Source organism: Bacillus sp. BHET2, assembly GCF_005938125.1.
Taxonomy (GTDB): domain Bacteria; phylum Bacillota; class Bacilli; order Bacillales; family Bacillaceae_B; genus Rossellomorea.
Window position 1 is genome coordinate 25,655 of sequence record NZ_VCQN01000008.1, and the last position, 17,921, is coordinate 43,575.

Below are 17,921 nucleotides of genomic sequence, written 5' to 3' on the forward strand. Positions count from 1 at the left end.
GAACATGTTGAAATGCACAAGTTGTCTAAATGAACAGGATTCAGGAAAGTTCTGTGGGAAATGTGGAACAAGCTTAATGGAAAACAGCAACCATCAGCCATCAGCTTATACAGAAGCATCAGCAGCTTCATCTGCAATGGATACACAGCCGGTGAACACGAATGAAAATGTGATGAAGGCGAAGGAAAGTGTGTCCAAGTACTGGAGTTATGCCCTGCAGGTACTGAAAAAACCATCTGTGGCACTGGAAACTAAGGAAAACCAGTTTGTGAATGGAGTTATAACGATGGCCCTCTTTGTCATCGCGTTTGCACTCAGCATCTACTTCCTGGCAAACAAATTGTATAAAGCCGTCGTTGGCGGATTTGGTAGTCTCTTCTCTGAAGGCGGAATAGGAGCACAATCGTTGCCGTTCTTTAGCATTACGTCATCCTTGTTAATGTTTGCAGTATTCTTTATCATAGGTTCCTTCATCAGTGTCTTCCTTGTATCGAAGTTTATGTCAGAAGGATTCACGATGAAAGAGTTACTGGGTCAATTCGGCAGTATCCTTATCCCATTCACGGCTTTGAATGTAGTGGCCATCGTCTTCGGATTAATGGGCTCGATCCAACTGACTCTCATCCTGACAGGAGTATCAATGTTCTATACCGTTGCCATTCTGCCATCCATCGTAGTCTACGACAGAGCAATGAAGAGTGGAAAAATACTAAACAAATTATACTGGGCAACGGGGGCATCGGCTGCATCCATGTTCATCGCTTATCTGATTGTCCGCATGAGCGTATTGGATTTCATGAGTGACATTGAATCATTATTGAACATGGGGTTTTAATAACAGGAGAGAGCCCAGGTGATGATTTAGTCACTTGGCTTTTTTTACGGTTTTATTGACCTTTTTTTGGTGAAATGGGTGAGTTAAAGGTTAGTTTTTTTAAATGTAGAAGAATATTTATTGAAATTCTAATTCGACATATTTCATAACCTCATTCAATATTCCCGCATATATGTTTTGGTAAACAACATTATTTTACATAAAAAAGCAAAAAGTAACACATTTTACCTATGAAAGATGGTATAATTTTGAATTGTTAAAGGACTAAATAGTCACTAGAATGAAATGTAGAAAGTATGGGGGAATTTATATGTCACTTATTCAAAAGCAAGGGCTCACATCAGAAGAATTACAAATACTTAATTCTGAAATGACCAAGAAACAGAAATCAGCAGGAACAACTTGGTTACTTTGGTTTTTCACAACCAGCTTTGGCGGTCACCGTTTTTATTTAGGAAAGACGGGTACAGCTGTTGCGATGCTATTGACTTTTGGCGGTTTAGGTATTTGGAGCTTCATTGATCTATTCTTACTGAATGGAATGATCAAAGATACGAATGAAAGTATTGAAAACGACATTCTTTCTGAAATTCGTCTCTTAAACAATGCTAAAAACAATTCAAAAATAGCAAACTAAATGTGGTGAATTGAATGGATTCTGTTTCGAAATTTGATCTCACGATAGAAGAGTTAGCGATCCTTGAATCAGAGATGCTGAAGAAGAGAAAAAATAAAGAAGCTGCTTGGGGGCTATGGGCCGGATTAAGTTTTTTTGGTGCCCATCGTTTTTATACAGAAAATTACCGATACGCCTCAACAATGCTTCTTACGAGTATGGTTCCGATTATAGCAATCATAATTATATTATCGACAGTAGAATACTATAATGGCTTTATACAATTTTTATTAGGTTTATTCATCTTTCTTTTAAGTGGTTCTGTTGTCTGGTCTTGGATCGATGCGTTTTTCTTGAATAGGAGAATAATCGACATCAATGAGAGCTGTGAGAATCATATTCTCCAAACCATTATTAATAGTAGAAAATGAAATCCGCTTATGAGCTTATTGACAATCTTAATCTGTCAGTAAGCTTTTTCTTTTTGATAAAAATCGGTGATGTATTTGCAATTCCTCTACCAAACAGTAAGTATGCATTTGCAAGAAGATATAGGGATGCGTCTATCGGGATATATAATCATATCGGGGTAGATGTAGATGATTTACCACCACAGGAAGAATACCGATTTATTGTTGGGGTATATGATGATGTTTTGAAATCGGGGAAATGGTCAATTGTAGATAATCGGCCATTTAAGAATGAAGAGGAAGAATGGCCACCTCCTTATTACATAAAAGCCCCCATCACTGGGAGTTATTCAATTTACCATAAAGGTCAAGACCGTAAATCTACTGAACAAGAGTGTAAGGGATTAGAAGTTGCTGCAGTTTGGGAAGCAGAACATATTATCGATAGAATAATGGGTAACGATAAGTAGAATGAAAATTAGGATAGAAACCTTGATTGGTTAAATGCCTTTTAAGGTTTCTTTTTGCAGAAGGCAACTACACAGTAATGAGTCACCAAGTTTTATCTGAGAATTAATGAGTAAAGACACAACCACACTAAATGTATAGGACAAGGACCTATCCCTCCACCCCTAAATAATCAATACTCATTCACGCCCTCAACAAGGTATTTCCCCTTTTAACAAGAATATATACATATCTATTCCATGAGCTATACATGAAAGGAAGGGAGGAAGCCATGAATTTAAGTGATAGGATTGTTATTGTTCTCCATCGTTCTTTATTTTCTGGTCCAAAGCGTGAGGGAAACTTTCTATCAGAATAAATCTGCGCGGGAGTATGACTACATATCGGAGCTCTCTCTGCTTGGGGCTGTGTGACTCCGACGCAGGTCCGTTGCTTCTGGACGGGGAGAGTTTGCTTAAGCCTACCTATTGAAAGAGTGAGATAAATGAAACGGAAATTTATTACCACCTGTTTTATTATCATGACGATTTGCTCTATTATGGCTTATCTATTAGAAGATTCTGTCCTCGGGGGAATCGCTTTTGCATTGAACTTTTTTACTATGACTGCCTTATCAATTGGGATATGGGTTGATGAGGAATAGAAGGACTCTTCCTAGTTTAGGTGAGAGCCAATTTTTCATATTGGCCTTCCTTAAAATAGCCAAGGACTCCCGCCATATTAAACAAACGTTTGGTTAAACAGCTGAGAGGTAGAAATCAAGGTTTTAAAGAAGGTAAACGATTGTTTAATAGCTTGTTAGAAGATGAATAGATTAAGGGGGGGAAGAGCAAGAAATGGAATAACCCCAAGTCCGGCCATTTCCCTTTCAATCCCCATGTTGTACCTTACCCATAATCTCTTGCTTCCTCTTTTCAAGAAACGCAAGATGAGTATCATCATTTCTCAAGACAAACAATTGGATGGCCTTGTCCACAAAGGAGAGTGCATTTTCATCGTCTCCAATTCTTTCGTAGTTATAGCCTATGTGATAGTGTAGCTCACCAAGCCCCCATAAATGCTCTTCTTCCACACACCAATTGATGGCTTTATGGCAATAAGCGATGGACTGTTCATAGTTTCCTGTTTGGGTCAGGACACGGGCAATATTATAGAGTAATCGTGTATTGATCGATTGATCATGTAAGTGTTCCATTTGCCTGATGATGTCTTCAACTTTACGATAATAATAAAGTGCCTTTTCGTTGTTCTGTAATAATTTTTCCCATGTTCCGAAGGTCATGAGGATTTCCAATTCTTTTTCGGTGGGTGCCTTTTTCTGGCGTGCTGTCAGATCATATGCTTCTTGCAATACAGCAAAAGCGGACGTGTGATCTTCTTCGACCTCGAATAGATAGATCGCTTTATGCCAGTAAAGAAGTTGCAACCTCTCGTTATCTTTATTGAAAAATGGATTCTTTTCTTCCGTCTTGACTATCTCGATCATTTCCGTATATTTTCGTTTTAGTCTAAGCGTCTTTAATTGTCGTTCCACCTCACGAACATAATCCATGCGAGGGGTGGTGCCGATTTCAAAGAAGTAATTCACATCAACACCGAGTTTCATGGCGATCTGGTATAACGCCGTGGCGCTTGGGTAAATGTCTCCCTTCTCGATCCTGCTAATCAGGGCCTGGGTGCATATCCCTTCAGCTAAATCTCCCTGGGTAAGCCCCACCACGTTTCTTAACTCTTTAATCTTCTTACCAATCACTGAGTAATCCACATTTTCACCTCCGTCAAACACATCATTTTTTCTTATTTTACCAGATGCTAAGTAGAGGTGCGATGTCCGAATATGGAGATTATTTTACAAATTGACTAGTGTAATGAGAAGGGGGCAGTATATTGTGGGAGATAACAAGGGAAATTCTGATCTATCCTTTTATATGAAAAAACCTCCATCATAGTGGAGGCGGATTCAGGGAAGGTACACTACAGATCATTACCCTTTGAAAAATTCAATAACTGGATCTAATAAACCTGTAAACCTCATAATAAGAAAAATGACGCAAAAGATTGTAAACCCGAAACTTAATCGTTGGAAAAACGTTTTGTTTTCTTTTTTATCTACATTTGCCATTGCCTGTTCACCTCTTGTTTGATCGTTGTTTTTTTGCTTCGACCTATCATTCCAATGATGATGATGATAGTTAAAGTTAGAATGATAACGGCTTGTAAGGATAAAGAATGGTTTTCTATGATTCTACGTAAATACTCATGTAATATGCTGAATATGAAGAGCAGTGGAATGTTCCATACAAATAGATAATAGAAGAGTGGCTTCACTATTTCACCATTATATTTGTATCCGTTATATTTCTTTTCATTTCTTTTCATGATTCTAGATAAGAATACCCTGGATGATATATAGGTCAATATGAACAATTGGACCACACCATATATGATAAATGGTAATTCTACATTTTCCAATAACATGACCAGTAGTAAATACGATCCTGATAGTAAAAATGATAGGATGTGTACCAATCGACTTCTCATTACAAATAATTGATGGTAATTGAAAGGAATACTGAATAAAAGGTCCTGATGATCTTTGTCATCCGACAGTATGTTGTTAAACGTTACGGTCGTGATGAAAAGGGCAAAAAAGTTGATTAAAATGGTTATGGTAAACCCGGAAGAAGCAAATTGATTTTTAAATTCAATGACACTCGTGAAAAGGAGTGGTGAGACATACACTGAAAACAACTTTGGTGTTCGCAATAAATACAATAAGTCCTTTTTGATAAATGGGTTGTGAATATACTTGTGAATGAAACTGGATGTCATGTGTGAATAATATGATTGATCTAAGTCTCTTAGAGAAATGGTCAACAATCCTTTTTTATAGCAGTAGCCGGTTAGGAAATAGACAAGAAACACCATACATAACGCGTTTAGTAGAATGAGTATTGTAAAGGTCACCGCAGACTTTAGATCAATCGAGTTTTCCAGAAGATACTCTGGATATTGAAGCAGGACATAAAGGATTTTATTAACCCAAGGATCTTGATACATTAAATATTTCTTGTAATTGCTTGCGTATACGATGACAGCAATGACTCCAACAGAAGCTAACGTCATGATTGAAAAGGCAACTGTTTTAAGTCCTTTTCCTTTTGAAATGAGAAAAGCCAGTGAATATAACACATGAGCCAGAGCACTGAAGAAAACTGCACCTGCTAATATTTGGGGAATCGTCAGTAATACGACTTCAAGTGAAGTGTTTCCTGAAACATAATTTGCCAGAATAAAAGGAAATAAGAAAGCTGCATTGATTATCAATACTTCAATGACCACAATGAAAAATCGCGCCAAAATAATTTGTGAGTTCTTAATCGGTGCAACTAGTAAAATCTCCCGTTCAGAGGAGAGAAAGTACTCCTTATAAAATGCTTTAGTAGCAGACGAGATGGAGATTAGACACAGAAATGCAAAAAGACCTATTATGTAAGTATTCATGTTTGCTTGAATGTTCTCAGGCAACGTATTAATGATGAAATACAATACTGAAGTCAATGACAAGCAAAGGATTACTATACCGATCCATTCTGATATAAGATCCCGTTTGGATTGTTTGGGCCTTTGACTAGTGAGTTTATACTTAAACGTTAAGTACTTAATAAAGTTCATCTTGATCATTCCCGTCCTTCGACTACGGAGATTAAGTAATCTTCTACACTCGTTAAATTTCCGCGAAGTTGACTGACAGATATATTCTTTTTTAGTAGAGATCCATTATTAATAATTGTAACAGTATCGGCGATTTCTTCTATGATATTTAAAGAATGAGAAGATAAGAATACCGTTCCGCCACTTTGAGTGTAATCTTTCAAAAAAGATTTGAATTGTTTAATACTCAGTGGATCAAGACCGAGAGTGGGCTCGTCGTATATCAACAAAGAAGGATTGTGCATGACGGACGAGATAATGGATATTTTCTGTTTGTTTCCTCTTGAAAGGTTTTTAATTAAGGTATGTCTATATCTTTCTACTTCAAAATGTTCTAAATAAGTGTTTATTTTACTTTCTATTTCTTGTAGATTTGTTTCCCCGTATAAAAATGAAATGAAATGCAAATGTTCCGTTACAGACAGCTTTTCGAAAACGGCTGGATAATCTGGACAGTAGCCTATGAATTTTTTGTGATGGGGATTTTTATAATCGATTTTTTCTTGTTGGAAATAAACAAAACCTTGATCAGGTAGCAGGGTTCCCATCATGATTTTAATCGTAGTTGATTTGCCTGCACCGTTCTTTCCTAAATATCCACTTATTGTTCCTTTATTTATGGATAGGGAGTCTATTGATAGGACGCACTCTCCATCATAGTCCTTCTTCACATTTTCCATATGTAAGATTTCCAATGAATCATCACCCCTTTATATGCAAAACTGTAAGAAATTAGTTGTTATAAGTTAATCATAGCACTGAGTATTCTCTTCCAACAAGGAAGAGAATACCAGACGAAAGAATCATTTTCGCTGGTATTCTCTAATCTATGTTTAATAAGTATTGAACTTATCCAAGAATAATTCGGATGATATCGTATACTGAATATCCTTTAAGGAACCAGTCAACAATCTTTCCTGGGTTCGATTTAATATAATTTAAGATTTTAGTAGCTTGTGCATACGTCTTTCCTGCAGCTGCTGTTGCTAAATCGTACGCCCATTTTAAGAATGATGCCACTTTACTCCAAGGGACCTTACTTACTAGTGCTTTAAGTGCATTATAGATTGCTGAAAACATTGTTAAATTCCTCCATTTAATAAAAAGTTTTCCAAAGGCCTTTGGTTAACTTCATCATAATTACATTAAATGTTATATTCAATAGATTTTGACAATTGTTGCGTATTTCCGCAAACTCTGTTCTGAAGGTAATTTACTATGTAATACAGGCTCTATAAGGCTTGAACGTACTTGGAATTACTTTGGAATCTTTTCATCTAGTTCATAAGGGAAAATCAATTTGATAGTTGTTCCACTGCCTGGTTCACTCTTCACTTCAACTTTTCCATCGTGTGCTACCACCAACTGATGGGTTATCGCCATCCCCAATCCGGAGCCATTATCGCTGTCTTTTGTATTTCCGCCACGATAATACCGATTAAATAAATTTTGTATGGTTTCAGCATCCATTCCGGTACCGTTATCTTCAATAAGAATGATAGCCGAAGCCCCGGATTTTAATACCGTTACTTTAATTTGTGTTCCGGTCGGAGTATGATTTATTGCATTGACAACTAAATTATTCATGATTCTTGCTAACCATTTTGGATCCATATTGAGGTATAAAGAATGATACGTCGTCTCAAGGATAATCGGTTTTTCGGAAGTCTCATGCTGGTTCAACCATCTTTTTAAAAAAGAAATGATCTCGATTCTCTCTTTATGGATAGGGAGAGCGTCATTCTTTAGTCGATAGGTTAAATTCAAATCTTCAATTAACTCACTCATATAATAGGCTTTCTCTTTTATGATCTGCCCAAATTCATTCATCTCCTTTTGACTCCATTTATAAGAATCAGTTGAGAGGAGGGTAGAATAACCATAAATCGAACTGATTGGAGTTTTTAAATCATGTGAAAGGCCAGTAATCCATTCTTCTCTTGTTTTGTCCATTTTTTGCTGAATTTGTTCATTCATCTTTAAAGTAGATGTGAGTTTATTCAAAGAAAGGACAACATCTTTAAAGAATGAGTATTTTTTATTCAATGTTCCGGCATTATTTAATAAAGGGTTGACTCCTTTATTATTTAGAGGAAAGGAATAGTTTTCTTCTGACATATCATTGATCCATTTCATCATATATAACAGAGGAACTCCGAATTTTTTTCCATACCATATCCCCAGAAAGGTGATTAATATAACAAGAATTGTAGAGACGATCAGGAAGCCTTTCATAAATGAACGGTTGATTATTCCATCTGTTATGGTGTCGGGGCTATAATAGGTATTCTTCGTACCAATTACAAATATATGACTTGGGTTTTCAGGAGGACGGAATAAAGAAATATCATATCTTGAATTCCACGGCTCTTCCTTAATACCCAATAAATCGTGAAACGTATAGCTTAAATCTTTAGGTGCAGCATAACCGTCAATGATATCACCTTTAGAATTATATATCTGGATCCATGCGTCATTTTGAACTAAATAATCCTGAATTTTTTTGTTGATTTCAGGAAGAACGTTCATGTTAATAAGTTCCTTTTTGATTTCAATACTTCGTACCTTTTCTCCATATATGATCGTGACCATCGACTTATCTTTATCTGGAATTTGCCAGTATTTCATTCTGTAATGACTGTTTTCTAAAGAAAGTATATCGGTAAAGTTATAAGAATATGGCAATTCTGAAGGAGTGTTGTATCTGCCGATTACATGTCCTGTTGAACGAACAACTTGGAGCCATCCATTATTCTTTTTGACAGAGTCTTTGACGTCTTGATTCATTTTTACCTCTTGACCCTTAATCTTTATTGCATGTTCCAAGTACTCAATGGAGGTCCTTGAGAAGTCCGATTTCATTTCAGCACGGGAGATGATAAAAGACAACGTGACAAGAGCGGTGATAATTAACCCAATCATAACAACTAAAAAGATAATAAAGTGGGATAAGAAATTCATCGTTAATTTCTTTCGAAGATTCATAGTAACCTTCTCTTCCCGCTTACCAGTTTATATCCCAACCCCCTGATAGTTAATAAAAAGGATGGCTTACTTGGATTTTTCTCAATTTTTTCCCGGATTTTTCTTATATGGACCATTACAGTGTTATCATCCATCAGTAAATCATCTTTCCATACTTGCTGATAGAGTTGTTCCTTAGAAAAGATCCTGTCAGGATTATTACAGAAAAAAAGGAGAAGATTGTAAACTTGAGCGGAACAAGGGACGATATGATCATCAACCCTTAATTCTGCTGATTTGGTATTAAGTGTAAATTGACCAAAATCGAAAATTTCTCTTTCTTCCTTTTCTCCTTGAGTGGAAAGATATCTTTTTATTTGGACTCTTACTCTTGCTGCCACTTCAAGAGGGTTAAATGGTTTGGTAATATAATCGTCTCCGCCATGGGTGAACCCAGTTAATTTATCAAGGTCAGAGTTCCTAGCCGAAATAAAGAAGATGGGGGCATTGGAATTCTTCCTGATCGTTGAAGAGATATCATATCCGTACATATCGGGGAGCATCACATCTAAAATGATTAAGTCATACCTGTTGGTTTCTATTAATTTAATGGCCTCCTTGCCGGTTGTACATGTTTCCACTAATAAGAACCCTTCTTTTTGTAACACCAGCTTTATCATATTTAGAATTTCTACTTCATCATCTACAATCAAGATTTTTCCACTTTCCATATCGCTACTCCTTTTAAGGTAATGTTAAGGGTGCATTAAACTTATCTTAATTTACCATTAGTATACTAGATTTAGAAAGGAGTGGTAATGAATGTGGGCAATATGCATGAATGAATTTAAAGGACACTTCAAAAGTGTTAAATCCATCATCGTTATCGCAATCATCTTTGGAATTAGTTATTTATTGGCGGATTTCATGACTACGGTTGCAGGTCAGCTTGATATGGGAGAAGGTACAGATGGATACGCAATCGGGACCCTGATGATTGTATTTGGATTAGGTTTTTTATTTATAGCTGGTTTGTCTCATGACTTAATGAACAGGGAAATCAGCAGCCGAACGATGAGGTTTTTAGTGACTAAGACCACTCGTACAAAAATTTTATTAGGTAAATATCTAGGGGTATGGTTTTTCTGGTTCTTTTGCATAACGGTCTCCTATATATTGGTGTCGTTTGTTTCCAAAGAGTTTTTATGGCTGGGTGTTGTAGATTGCATGATGTTCCTCTCGGTGGCTTTGGCATTAAACCTAATCTTTTCACTTGTCTTACCGAAGCCTGGTATCTCGATGTTTTTTGGCATCGTATTCGCATTGGTTTTCCCTGCACTTAGTTTTTGGGCGATTTATGCGGATAGCATTTATACGAATTGGTTTAAGTTTTTAACCCCCTATTATTATTCAACCCTGGGAAGTTACTATATCTTAATCAATCTCATTTATGCGGTATTACTATTCATAGTTGCTCGAGAAATCTTCAAGAGGAGAGATTTATAATGAATGTGATAGAGGCAAACGGACTCACAAAACAATTTGGTACAAAAAAGGTAGTCAGTGATGTCAGTTTACACGTACAAAAAGGGGAGATATATGGATTTTTAGGAAGGAACGGTGCCGGGAAATCCACTTTTATCAATATGATTACCGGGGTGATTAGGCCAACTTCAGGAGAATTTAAGCTGCTCGGTGAGACAAAGCTTGAGAACGTATACAGCCGTATCGGAGTACTACCAGATTACTCCACTTTTTATGACTCGTTAACAGCTCTTGGTCATTTGAAATATTTTGCTACGATTACCGGCAAGAAAATATCAACGGCACGGGGAAAAGAAATGTTGGAACGGGTAGGTCTTTTAGAGCATGCAAACGTAAAGGCTGGAAAATTCTCTTTCGGTATGAAGAAAAAATTAGGTATTGCTCAGGCAATCGTTCATGACCCCGATTTAGTTTTTTTAGACGAACCTACTTCAGGTGTTGATGCGGAATCAGGGCTTGACATCCAACAGTTGATACTTGATTTGCAAAGTGAAGGGAAAACCATATTCATGACCTCCCATAACTTAAACGAGGTTGAAAAAATTTGTTCACGCATGGCTATTATGAAGGATGGAAAAATCATAAATGAGGGAACATTAGAGGACTTAAGATCACATTATTCTTCCACCATTCAAGTGGAAATCAAACATTCCTCAATGGAAAATGGGAACTTTCCCCTTATTAAGCAATACCTTGAGACTGTGGGAAAAGAGATTGACACAAGAGGAAATATAACATCCATTGTAATTGAATCAGAAAAGAAAATCCCACAAATCGTCCGTGCATTCACAAAACAAAATATAGATTTATACCGAATCAATGTAGATGAACCATCTTTAGAAGAGATTTTCTTGCAGAAGGAATCTGGGGACCGTGCTTCTAGTTTCTGATCATTCCGACTAAAAAAGAACACCCACACATTTCAGTGAAATGTGTGGGTATTTGTGTGATTATGTAATGATTTTATTTTTATAAGCCTTTACAATAATCCCTACCCTCGTTTGAACTTCCAATTTCTTTGAAATTTTATTAATATGGTACTCTACCATTCGCTGTGAGTAATTTAATTCGGATGCAATCTTTTTATTTGGCATCTCATTAGCAATCATCTCAATAATCGCTGTTTCAACTGTATTTAATAGTGTTCCCTCCTGGCTTTTCAACGCTCATCCCTCCAGTGTTCTTTATAGATTAAATGTTACCAGAAGATATAAGGCGGAAATAACTATTCAACTATTTGGTCCGAATCACACAATATCTGGTGCAGTTTTGCTCTTATATTGTTCTTTTTTGTAAAAAAATGAAAATATTATCCAGAAGATGTGTTACTATAAATTAGAAAATATGGTAAATTAAATGAAGATAAAGGAGGGTGAATTATGACTTTATTCATCACCTTATTGGGCGGTATGATTGAAACCTTCTTAATCATTTTAGTGGGTTTTTCTTTTGTGGGTATTTCCTTTAGAAGAAAGTTATATCCTTTACTTGTCGTCAGTTTTTATGGGAGTGTTCTTTTAACTATTCTTAAAGGCAGTATTCCCCCATACATCTACTTACTCATCTTGATTATTTCACTTGGAGTACTTCTTACCTTTATTATTCATGTCAGCGTTACAGTTTCATTGCTGGCTCTAGTGGCAGGGGCGATCCTTTTACTCCTTTCAGAATTTGTTAGTTTTTTATTATTGTTTCCTCTTCAATCGGTGTTTACTATAGCAATTACTGATATGCCTGTATTGATAGTAGCAATCCCGCATATGTTGAATATGCTTTTTATTTTTTTTCTTATCAGGAAATTCAACTTACATATTCTAACCGGTGATAGCGAGCGTGGAATGAAAGGAAGTAATACCAAGTTTTATTCGATATTATTTTTATTATTTGCCATGCTTTTTCTCTACTATTCTATTATTTTTAATCACCAACACAGCACGACTTTCACATTGCTATCCGCCGTATTTTTAGTCATGATAACGATATTGATTTTTTATGTCATACGTTATTTACTGAATAGTAATCTTGAGGCACTGTCGATGCATTTAAATCATCAATACGAGGAAGATCTTGGCCATTACATTAACAATGTTAAGCTTCAAAGGCATGACTTTGTTCATCATTTATTAGCCTCAAAGAAAATGCTTGATCATGGTCATTATGAAGAATGTAAGGAGTACTTAGATGAAGTATTGGAAGAAGCATCAAGTGTGAGTGAAATATTACCGCTTACTTCTGATGCTGTAGCCGGTATGCTGCTTTCTTATAAAGACCTCGCATTTAAGAAGAATGTCCACATCCATTACATCATTTACGATAACTTAAGAGATATTCCTTGCAGGGTATATGAATTAAACAAAATTCTGGGGAACCTCCTTCTTAATTCAATAGAAGCGGTAGAAATAGAAGAAGAGTGTAAGAGGCAGGTTACAGTTACGATCGGTAAAAACAACAATGAATATTTCTTTGAAATTAGCAACTTCGCAAATATTGATGAATTTGAAAAAAACATTACAGAAATGTTCAAAGAAGGTTTCTCTACAAAAAAGGAAAAGGGTAATCACGGTCATGGTCTGTCGATTGTTCAATCAATTGTGGAAAAGTATAAAGGATATCTTTATCCGGAGTTAGTAGATCATTCGGTTACCTTTGTAGTGAAAATCCCTAGTGGAGGAAAACATGAAACTTCATACGCCTAATACGATTGCAACTGCTATTACGAATACAATCATTATACACAACCCCGATTTTAAGAAGAAAAAGGATGAAATAAGGTATGGTTTGGAATGGATGATTTCCGGAATGATCCAGGTCATCCTGACATTAATGGCGGCTATCTTTTTGGGTGTTGTGGCAGAAGCAGCTATTATTCTCATAAGCGGGGCATCTCTTCGAATGTTTTCTGGTGGAGCTCATGCGAACAGTTATTTTAAATGTTTGCTGCTGAGCCTTTTTCAAATCATGGGTATTTCTTTGGTGGTAAAGTACTTTACCTTATTGAATCAATACACCTATGTTCTTCTGATTATGTTAATCATCTGTGTGGTCATCCATTCTATCAAGGCACCTGTACTACATAAGAAAAAAGACATGTTTAATGCAAGGGAAAAGCGAAAGTTAAAATACCTATCCATAAGTATATTTGGCATGTTATTTGTTTCTGGTTATCTGCCATACCTTATAGACTTTAAATACTGTATATGGCTTTCTTTAATTATGCAAAGTATTACTTTGACATCTTTTTGGGAGAAAATTCTTTCCTACGGAGAGAATTTTAAATATAAATCATTCACAAAGGAGGATTTTTAGAATGAAATTGATTACGTATCTTATAGCGACCATTTCCTTGTTTTTTAATTCTATCACTTCAATTAGCAGTTGTTTTTGGTTTGCCTATGAGCCTGAACTACCAGAAAAACAATCAAAGGAGTAGATTTACATTCACCTTAATATTGCTGTGATTGATGATGATGTAACTATACTGGATCAGGTGAAAGAAATGATCGAAAAACTTCCGGGAACAAATCTGGTTCTTGCAACAACAGAAGTGACAGATCTCTTCTCAATAATAGATAAAATAGGCGCTGTTCATGTAGTTTTGTTAGATATTAATATGCCAATAGCCAACGGATTCGATATTGCTCAATATATTAAGGATAAATCTCCATTGATTAAAATCATCTTTATGAGTGCACATCCTGATTTTGCTTTACAGGGTTACAAATATTATCCGGAAGATTTTTTGACGAAACCGATTAATCTGGTAAGATTTAAGCAAACTTTGGAAAGAATTCAGACAACAGGTACCAAAAGGAAAAAGATTGGTGTAAAGGAACAGGGCAGATTGCGATTGGTGGACACGTCATTGATATTATATATTGAGAGAAAAGGAAAGAAGACCCTCATACATCTTGATGATCAGTCATTTATAGCTTGTAGTGAAAGCTTAAATCGACTGGAAGACATGCTCAATGAAGAAATGTTTTATCGGACTCACCAATCCTATCTAGTCCCAATCGATAAGATAGAAATGATCGAACAAGACGCCTTTATGAAATCATACAATGTCCAACTGAAAAATTGCCAAACCATAATCAATTTAAGTAGACATAAATATAGCCAGCTTAAATTCCTCATGGCATCCTATTTCTAACCGTCTAATCGACGGTTTTTTTAAATAGATATTCAAAAATGGACCTTCTTACAGGCTATTCATCCAAAATTCCTCCACTTCTACATTTGAAGTTCCTATAGAGTACAATGAAAGGTTCTGTACCATTCATTATACTAGTGGAAATGAAAAAACCCCTGATAATTCAAAAATAGGAAAATAGCGAATGAAATCATTAAGAAGAAGTGTAAATGGGAGAATTCCAACGAGGATAGGTCCCATTTACACATATAAAAGCTCTTAACCTAAAAGGTATTTTCCATTTTCACTAGAATATATACATATCGATTATTTTTCTTGTGAGATGGATGACAAAAAGGGGAAGAGGTATTGATTGAGTGTCTGACATCTTCTTATGAAAAAGGAGGAGCCCATGACTCTTAGTAAAAAGAAACGACTTATGTATCTAAGTGGCTTACTTTCTATAATAGGGATCCTATTTATCATTATCGTCATTTATTTTCTGTTCCAATCTGTAAGGGAAACCTTCTATCAAAACAGCTTTGAGAGCAAGTATGACTTTGTTTCATTAAAGGAGGACGGCGAGGTATTTCCAGTTCAAGTGTTTCATGGGGTGAAGGTGGATACGTTTCTAGAGGAGAAAGAAGTATCAAATAAAAAGAGCGGAAATATCATCTTTGAAGTAAAAGATGAACCGAAAGAAACGCTTATGGGATTTAATGTCCATTCTGAGCGTAATGGAATGAGTGCTTTTAGTGAAGCAATTCAATATAAAGTTATGGTTGAGAATGAGACTGGCAAGGAGTCATTCATCATTGCCATGAAAATTACGCCGGAGTCCGAAAAGCTGATTACAACTCCCTCCAAATATAAAACGTATAGTGTTAACGAGAATGGAGTCATAAAAATAAGTGAATTTACTCTTCACTCAAAGTCAAAGTTGGAAACGCAATGGATAAGAGGACTTTCAGGAGAGAAGCATGGCTACTACACCGATCTTCCGTATCAAAAAGGGGGGGCATTCTCCTTGATTTCCTTTGCTATACTGGGCATTCTGTCTCTCATTGGAGGAGTTTGGCTTCGACGAAGGGCTGGGCTTTCAGAAACAGAACAATCTGCCTAGTCACTGTGTCTGACTTATAAGGCCATAATCATGAAAGAGTGAGAAAGTGGAAAGGGAAATTTCTAACCACCTGCATGGGGAAGATGGTTTTTCCATTACTACTGATCTATTTGAGAATTCATTTCTGGATGAGATCACCTTTGCAGTGAGCTTTTTTTACAATGGCTTATGGGTCAATAAAGAATAGGAGCCTCTAATCAATTTGATAGATTGGATATAAAGAAAAGGTCTTTGATGAAGGGAAACAAGTTCTAGTTAGGATTCGGTCATTGTTCTTTACTGGAAATTCTAGTTCAAATCGAAGAGAGGAGGGGGCAATGACACGTTTCGTGAAAAAGATTCTCAAGTATGCTGTCACCATCGCATTGATTGTGATTTATATGAATATTGTGGCTTTTCTAGTTCCATATTTTGATTTAGAATATACCGTATTTGAATTCATTCTCATTGCTTTGGCTTTAGTATTCGCTATTATCACAAGTGAATTTATTTTTAGAGGAAAGTAGTAGGGTAAGGAGCATTAGATTAAGTGAAAAGAAAAGAAGCAAGTGATGGTTCACTTGCTTCTTTCTTATGGGATCAATCTATTGAACCTTCAATATTTCCCCGACATATATGCGATCGCTAATCAATTTGTTCGCCTTCTTCAGTTTCGCCACAGTTGTTTTATATTTCTTAGCAATGGCAGAAAGCGTATCTCCTTTTCTAACTTTATGGGTCACAGCCTTGGAAGGTTCGGTGCTCTTATCTTTTCCTGGAGTGGATGCTTGAACATTTACTTTTAGAATTTGTCCTACATAGATCATATCGTTTTTTAAGTTGTTCATTTTTTTCAGGTTGCTTACAGTGGTTTTATATTTTTTTGCAATGACAGAAAGAGAGTCGCCACTTTTCACCTTATAGCTTGAGGACTTTGTTGCAGAAGACTCGTTTTTGGAAGAAGCAGTCCCAGCTCCTGTGACCTTAAGCACCTGACCGACATAAATACGATCGTTTTTCAGGTTATTGATTTTCTTTAGATTGCTGACTGTTGTCTTATATTTCTTTGCGATGGCTGAAAGGTTGTCACCTTTTTTCACCTTATACGTCGCTGACTTTGAAGGTGCCGTGGTTTCATTCTTGGAAGGAGCTGTTGCTGATCCAGAAACTTTCAACACTTGTCCGACATAAATACGGTCGCTTTTTAGGTTGTTGATTTTCTTTAGGTTCGTCACAGTCGTCTTGTATTTCTTAGCGATGGCAGAAAGTGTGTCACCGCTTTTCACTTTATACGTACCCGTAGCTTCTACTTTAACAGGAGGTTTTTCTCCTAAAAGGTAATACATATCATTGCTGAAGGTAATATGACGTTTTGATTTATAAGTCAACGCGACTTGTTTGAAATTTTTCTCCAGGTTTTCTACATTGACTTCCATGTCATTCATGGCAATGCCGTAATCTTGTTCCGAGAGATCACCGTTTAAATAATCGATCGTATCCATTTCGGAATTATATACTTCTATCAGGCTATTATAAATATATTCATCCATCCCCACTATTTGTGTGTTGGAAGGGTTGACTGGAGAATCTTTCTCCAGGGCAGCGTCAAAGTATGCAATATATTCATCGTACAGCTTCATCGCTTCTTTTTCAGATTTTGCCGCATCGATTTTTGTTGTATAGCTTTCTAGCGCACGAAGTATTTTTGCATAATGGGTAGCAAATTGATTTAACTCCACTTGATAGTTAATGATTTGGGATGCTTCTACTGAATGGCCCGGCTGTAGGATAGCACTGCTGGAAAACACAAGAGTGGTGGCCAATACAGAAGCCGTTAGCATTTTTTTCGTGATCATGTTCATTCTCCTTCAAGAAAATATAAGTATAGGAATTTTATTCCTTATATGATTATAATAATCTCTTAAATAAAAGAAAATAGGTTTTTAATGTGGCAGGAAACAATATTTTTCGACAAAAGTGGGAAGCAAGGGAACCAAACTGTTTCCTCGCTTCCTTCTCAATCATTTACATAACTCTAACGCTGGTGAAGTCATCTATTTACAATCCTCCATTACAATACACTATATCTAGATAATCTATTTTTAAACTTTCAATACTATAATGCTTAAAAAGAGTAC

The 17,921-nt window shown here is 36.1% G+C and carries 21 protein-coding genes; 13 read left to right on the forward strand and 8 right to left on the reverse strand.

What is annotated here, in order from left to right:
• Nucleotides 1-4 precede the first annotated feature (4 nt).
• The 5 genes from FGG79_RS19765 to FGG79_RS21940 all read left to right on the forward strand — a co-directional run bounded on the left by FGG79_RS19765 (nt 5) and on the right by FGG79_RS21940 (nt 2,972).
• Nucleotides 5-835, forward strand: coding sequence for a hypothetical protein (locus FGG79_RS19765; protein WP_138781535.1), 831 nt, complete (start codon nt 5-7; stop codon nt 833-835).
• 310 nt (nt 836-1,145) lie between these two features.
• A complete protein-coding gene (locus tag FGG79_RS19770) occupies nt 1,146-1,472 on the forward strand; it encodes a TM2 domain-containing protein (protein ID WP_171051015.1) in 327 nt (108 codons plus the stop codon).
• 14 nt (nt 1,473-1,486) lie between these two features.
• Nucleotides 1,487-1,882 carry a TM2 domain-containing protein gene (locus FGG79_RS19775; RefSeq protein ID WP_138781539.1) on the forward strand — a complete coding sequence of 132 codons (396 nt, stop codon included), beginning with the start codon at nt 1,487-1,489 and terminating at the stop codon, nt 1,880-1,882.
• 53 nt (nt 1,883-1,935) lie between these two features.
• A complete protein-coding gene (locus FGG79_RS19780) occupies nt 1,936-2,331 on the forward strand; it encodes an Imm26 family immunity protein (protein WP_240794341.1) in 396 nt (131 codons plus the stop codon).
• Nucleotides 2,332-2,813: 482 nt separating this feature from the next.
• Nucleotides 2,814-2,972 (forward strand): hypothetical protein, encoded by a 159-nt coding sequence (locus FGG79_RS21940; RefSeq protein ID WP_171051016.1) that lies wholly within the window; start codon nt 2,814-2,816, stop codon nt 2,970-2,972.
• A gap of 225 nt (nt 2,973-3,197) precedes the next feature.
• On the opposite strand, the gene FGG79_RS19785 is transcribed toward FGG79_RS21940, so the two are convergent.
• The 6 genes from FGG79_RS19785 to FGG79_RS19810 form a co-directional block, all read right to left on the reverse strand.
• Nucleotides 3,198-4,094, reverse strand: coding sequence for a tetratricopeptide repeat protein (locus FGG79_RS19785; protein ID WP_138781543.1), 897 nt, complete (start codon nt 4,092-4,094; stop codon nt 3,198-3,200).
• A 344-nt stretch (nt 4,095-4,438) separates the two neighbouring features.
• Nucleotides 4,439-6,004 (reverse strand): elicitor-associated permease-like protein, encoded by a 1,566-nt coding sequence (locus FGG79_RS19790; RefSeq protein ID WP_171051017.1) that lies wholly within the window; start codon nt 6,002-6,004, stop codon nt 4,439-4,441.
• Between the two features lie 5 nt (nt 6,005-6,009).
• Nucleotides 6,010-6,738, reverse strand: coding sequence for an ABC transporter ATP-binding protein (locus tag FGG79_RS19795; protein ID WP_171051018.1), 729 nt, complete (start codon nt 6,736-6,738; stop codon nt 6,010-6,012).
• Nucleotides 6,739-6,892: 154 nt separating this feature from the next.
• Entirely contained in the window at nt 6,893-7,123 is a 231-nt protein-coding gene (locus tag FGG79_RS19800; protein WP_138781549.1) for an AMEP412 family response elicitor, read from the reverse strand.
• Nucleotides 7,124-7,300: 177 nt separating this feature from the next.
• Entirely contained in the window at nt 7,301-9,028 is a 1,728-nt protein-coding gene (locus tag FGG79_RS19805; RefSeq protein ID WP_138781550.1) for a HAMP domain-containing sensor histidine kinase, read from the reverse strand.
• A complete protein-coding gene (locus FGG79_RS19810) occupies nt 9,025-9,738 on the reverse strand; it encodes a response regulator transcription factor (protein ID WP_138781552.1) in 714 nt (237 codons plus the stop codon). Before FGG79_RS19810 ends, FGG79_RS19805 begins: the two co-directional genes overlap by 4 nt.
• Nucleotides 9,739-9,829: 91 nt before the next feature.
• On the opposite strand from FGG79_RS19810, the gene FGG79_RS19815 reads away from it, so the two are divergent.
• Nucleotides 9,830-10,513 (forward strand): ABC-2 transporter permease, encoded by a 684-nt coding sequence (locus tag FGG79_RS19815; protein WP_138781554.1) that lies wholly within the window; start codon nt 9,830-9,832, stop codon nt 10,511-10,513.
• On the forward strand, nt 10,513-11,442 hold the full coding sequence (locus FGG79_RS19820) for an ABC transporter ATP-binding protein (RefSeq protein WP_138781556.1): 930 nt from the start codon (nt 10,513-10,515) through the stop codon (nt 11,440-11,442). Before FGG79_RS19815 ends, FGG79_RS19820 begins: the two co-directional genes overlap by 1 nt.
• 60 nt (nt 11,443-11,502) lie before the next feature.
• Here the strand turns inward: FGG79_RS19820 and FGG79_RS19825 are convergent, their stop codons facing one another.
• Nucleotides 11,503-11,715 (reverse strand): response regulator transcription factor, encoded by a 213-nt coding sequence (locus FGG79_RS19825; RefSeq protein WP_240794342.1) that lies wholly within the window; start codon nt 11,713-11,715, stop codon nt 11,503-11,505.
• Nucleotides 11,716-11,931: 216 nt separating this feature from the next.
• On the opposite strand from FGG79_RS19825, the gene FGG79_RS19830 reads away from it, so the two are divergent.
• The 6 genes from FGG79_RS19830 to FGG79_RS19855 all read left to right on the forward strand — a co-directional run bounded on the left by FGG79_RS19830 (nt 11,932) and on the right by FGG79_RS19855 (nt 16,310).
• Nucleotides 11,932-13,248: a sensor histidine kinase gene (locus FGG79_RS19830; protein ID WP_138781558.1), complete on the forward strand. Its 1,317-nt coding sequence runs from the start codon at nt 11,932-11,934 to the stop codon at nt 13,246-13,248.
• Complete coding sequence (locus FGG79_RS19835; RefSeq protein WP_138781560.1) at nt 13,229-13,858, forward strand: accessory gene regulator ArgB-like protein; 630 nt, start codon at nt 13,229-13,231, stop codon at nt 13,856-13,858. The genes FGG79_RS19830 and FGG79_RS19835 overlap by 20 nt, the downstream gene beginning before the upstream one ends.
• Before the next feature lies 1 nt (nt 13,859).
• Complete coding sequence (locus FGG79_RS22475; protein ID WP_138781562.1) at nt 13,860-13,982, forward strand: cyclic lactone autoinducer peptide; 123 nt, start codon at nt 13,860-13,862, stop codon at nt 13,980-13,982.
• A gap of 24 nt (nt 13,983-14,006) precedes the next feature.
• Nucleotides 14,007-14,702 (forward strand): LytR/AlgR family response regulator transcription factor, encoded by a 696-nt coding sequence (locus FGG79_RS19845; RefSeq protein ID WP_138781564.1) that lies wholly within the window; start codon nt 14,007-14,009, stop codon nt 14,700-14,702.
• A gap of 391 nt (nt 14,703-15,093) precedes the next feature.
• Entirely contained in the window at nt 15,094-15,804 is a 711-nt protein-coding gene (locus tag FGG79_RS19850) for a hypothetical protein (RefSeq protein WP_138781566.1), read from the forward strand.
• A 317-nt stretch (nt 15,805-16,121) separates the two neighbouring features.
• Entirely contained in the window at nt 16,122-16,310 is a 189-nt protein-coding gene (locus tag FGG79_RS19855; protein ID WP_138781568.1) for a hypothetical protein, read from the forward strand.
• Nucleotides 16,311-16,388: 78 nt separating this feature from the next.
• On the opposite strand, the gene FGG79_RS19860 is transcribed toward FGG79_RS19855, so the two are convergent.
• Nucleotides 16,389-17,639: a LysM peptidoglycan-binding domain-containing protein gene (locus FGG79_RS19860; RefSeq protein ID WP_171051019.1), complete on the reverse strand. Its 1,251-nt coding sequence runs from the start codon at nt 17,637-17,639 to the stop codon at nt 16,389-16,391.
• Nucleotides 17,640-17,921 lie beyond the last annotated feature (282 nt).

Bases quoted from the DNA above. Each gene is read 5' to 3' on its own strand.
- FGG79_RS19765 (WP_138781535.1), top strand. From the start codon at position 5: ATGTTGAAATGCACAAGTTGTCTAAATGAACAGGATTCAGGAAAGTTC.
- FGG79_RS19770 (WP_171051015.1), top strand. From the start codon at position 1,146: ATGTCACTTATTCAAAAGCAAGGGCTCACATCAGAAGAATTACAAATA.
- FGG79_RS19775 (WP_138781539.1), top strand. From the start codon at position 1,487: ATGGATTCTGTTTCGAAATTTGATCTCACGATAGAAGAGTTAGCGATC.
- FGG79_RS21940 (WP_171051016.1), top strand. From the start codon at position 2,814: ATGAAACGGAAATTTATTACCACCTGTTTTATTATCATGACGATTTGC.
- FGG79_RS19790 (WP_171051017.1), bottom strand. From the start codon at position 6,004: ATGAACTTTATTAAGTACTTAACGTTTAAGTATAAACTCACTAGTCAA.
- FGG79_RS19800 (WP_138781549.1), bottom strand. From the start codon at position 7,123: ATGTTTTCAGCAATCTATAATGCACTTAAAGCACTAGTAAGTAAGGTC.
- FGG79_RS19805 (WP_138781550.1), bottom strand. From the start codon at position 9,028: ATGAATCTTCGAAAGAAATTAACGATGAATTTCTTATCCCACTTTATT.
- FGG79_RS19810 (WP_138781552.1), bottom strand. From the start codon at position 9,738: ATGGAAAGTGGAAAAATCTTGATTGTAGATGATGAAGTAGAAATTCTA.
- FGG79_RS19815 (WP_138781554.1), top strand. From the start codon at position 9,830: ATGTGGGCAATATGCATGAATGAATTTAAAGGACACTTCAAAAGTGTT.
- FGG79_RS19820 (WP_138781556.1), top strand. From the start codon at position 10,513: ATGAATGTGATAGAGGCAAACGGACTCACAAAACAATTTGGTACAAAA.
- FGG79_RS19830 (WP_138781558.1), top strand. From the start codon at position 11,932: ATGACTTTATTCATCACCTTATTGGGCGGTATGATTGAAACCTTCTTA.
- FGG79_RS19835 (WP_138781560.1), top strand. From the start codon at position 13,229: ATGAAACTTCATACGCCTAATACGATTGCAACTGCTATTACGAATACA.
- FGG79_RS22475 (WP_138781562.1), top strand. From the start codon at position 13,860: ATGAAATTGATTACGTATCTTATAGCGACCATTTCCTTGTTTTTTAAT.
- FGG79_RS19850 (WP_138781566.1), top strand. From the start codon at position 15,094: ATGACTCTTAGTAAAAAGAAACGACTTATGTATCTAAGTGGCTTACTT.
- FGG79_RS19855 (WP_138781568.1), top strand. From the start codon at position 16,122: ATGACACGTTTCGTGAAAAAGATTCTCAAGTATGCTGTCACCATCGCA.
- FGG79_RS19860 (WP_171051019.1), bottom strand. From the start codon at position 17,639: ATGATCACGAAAAAAATGCTAACGGCTTCTGTATTGGCCACCACTCTT.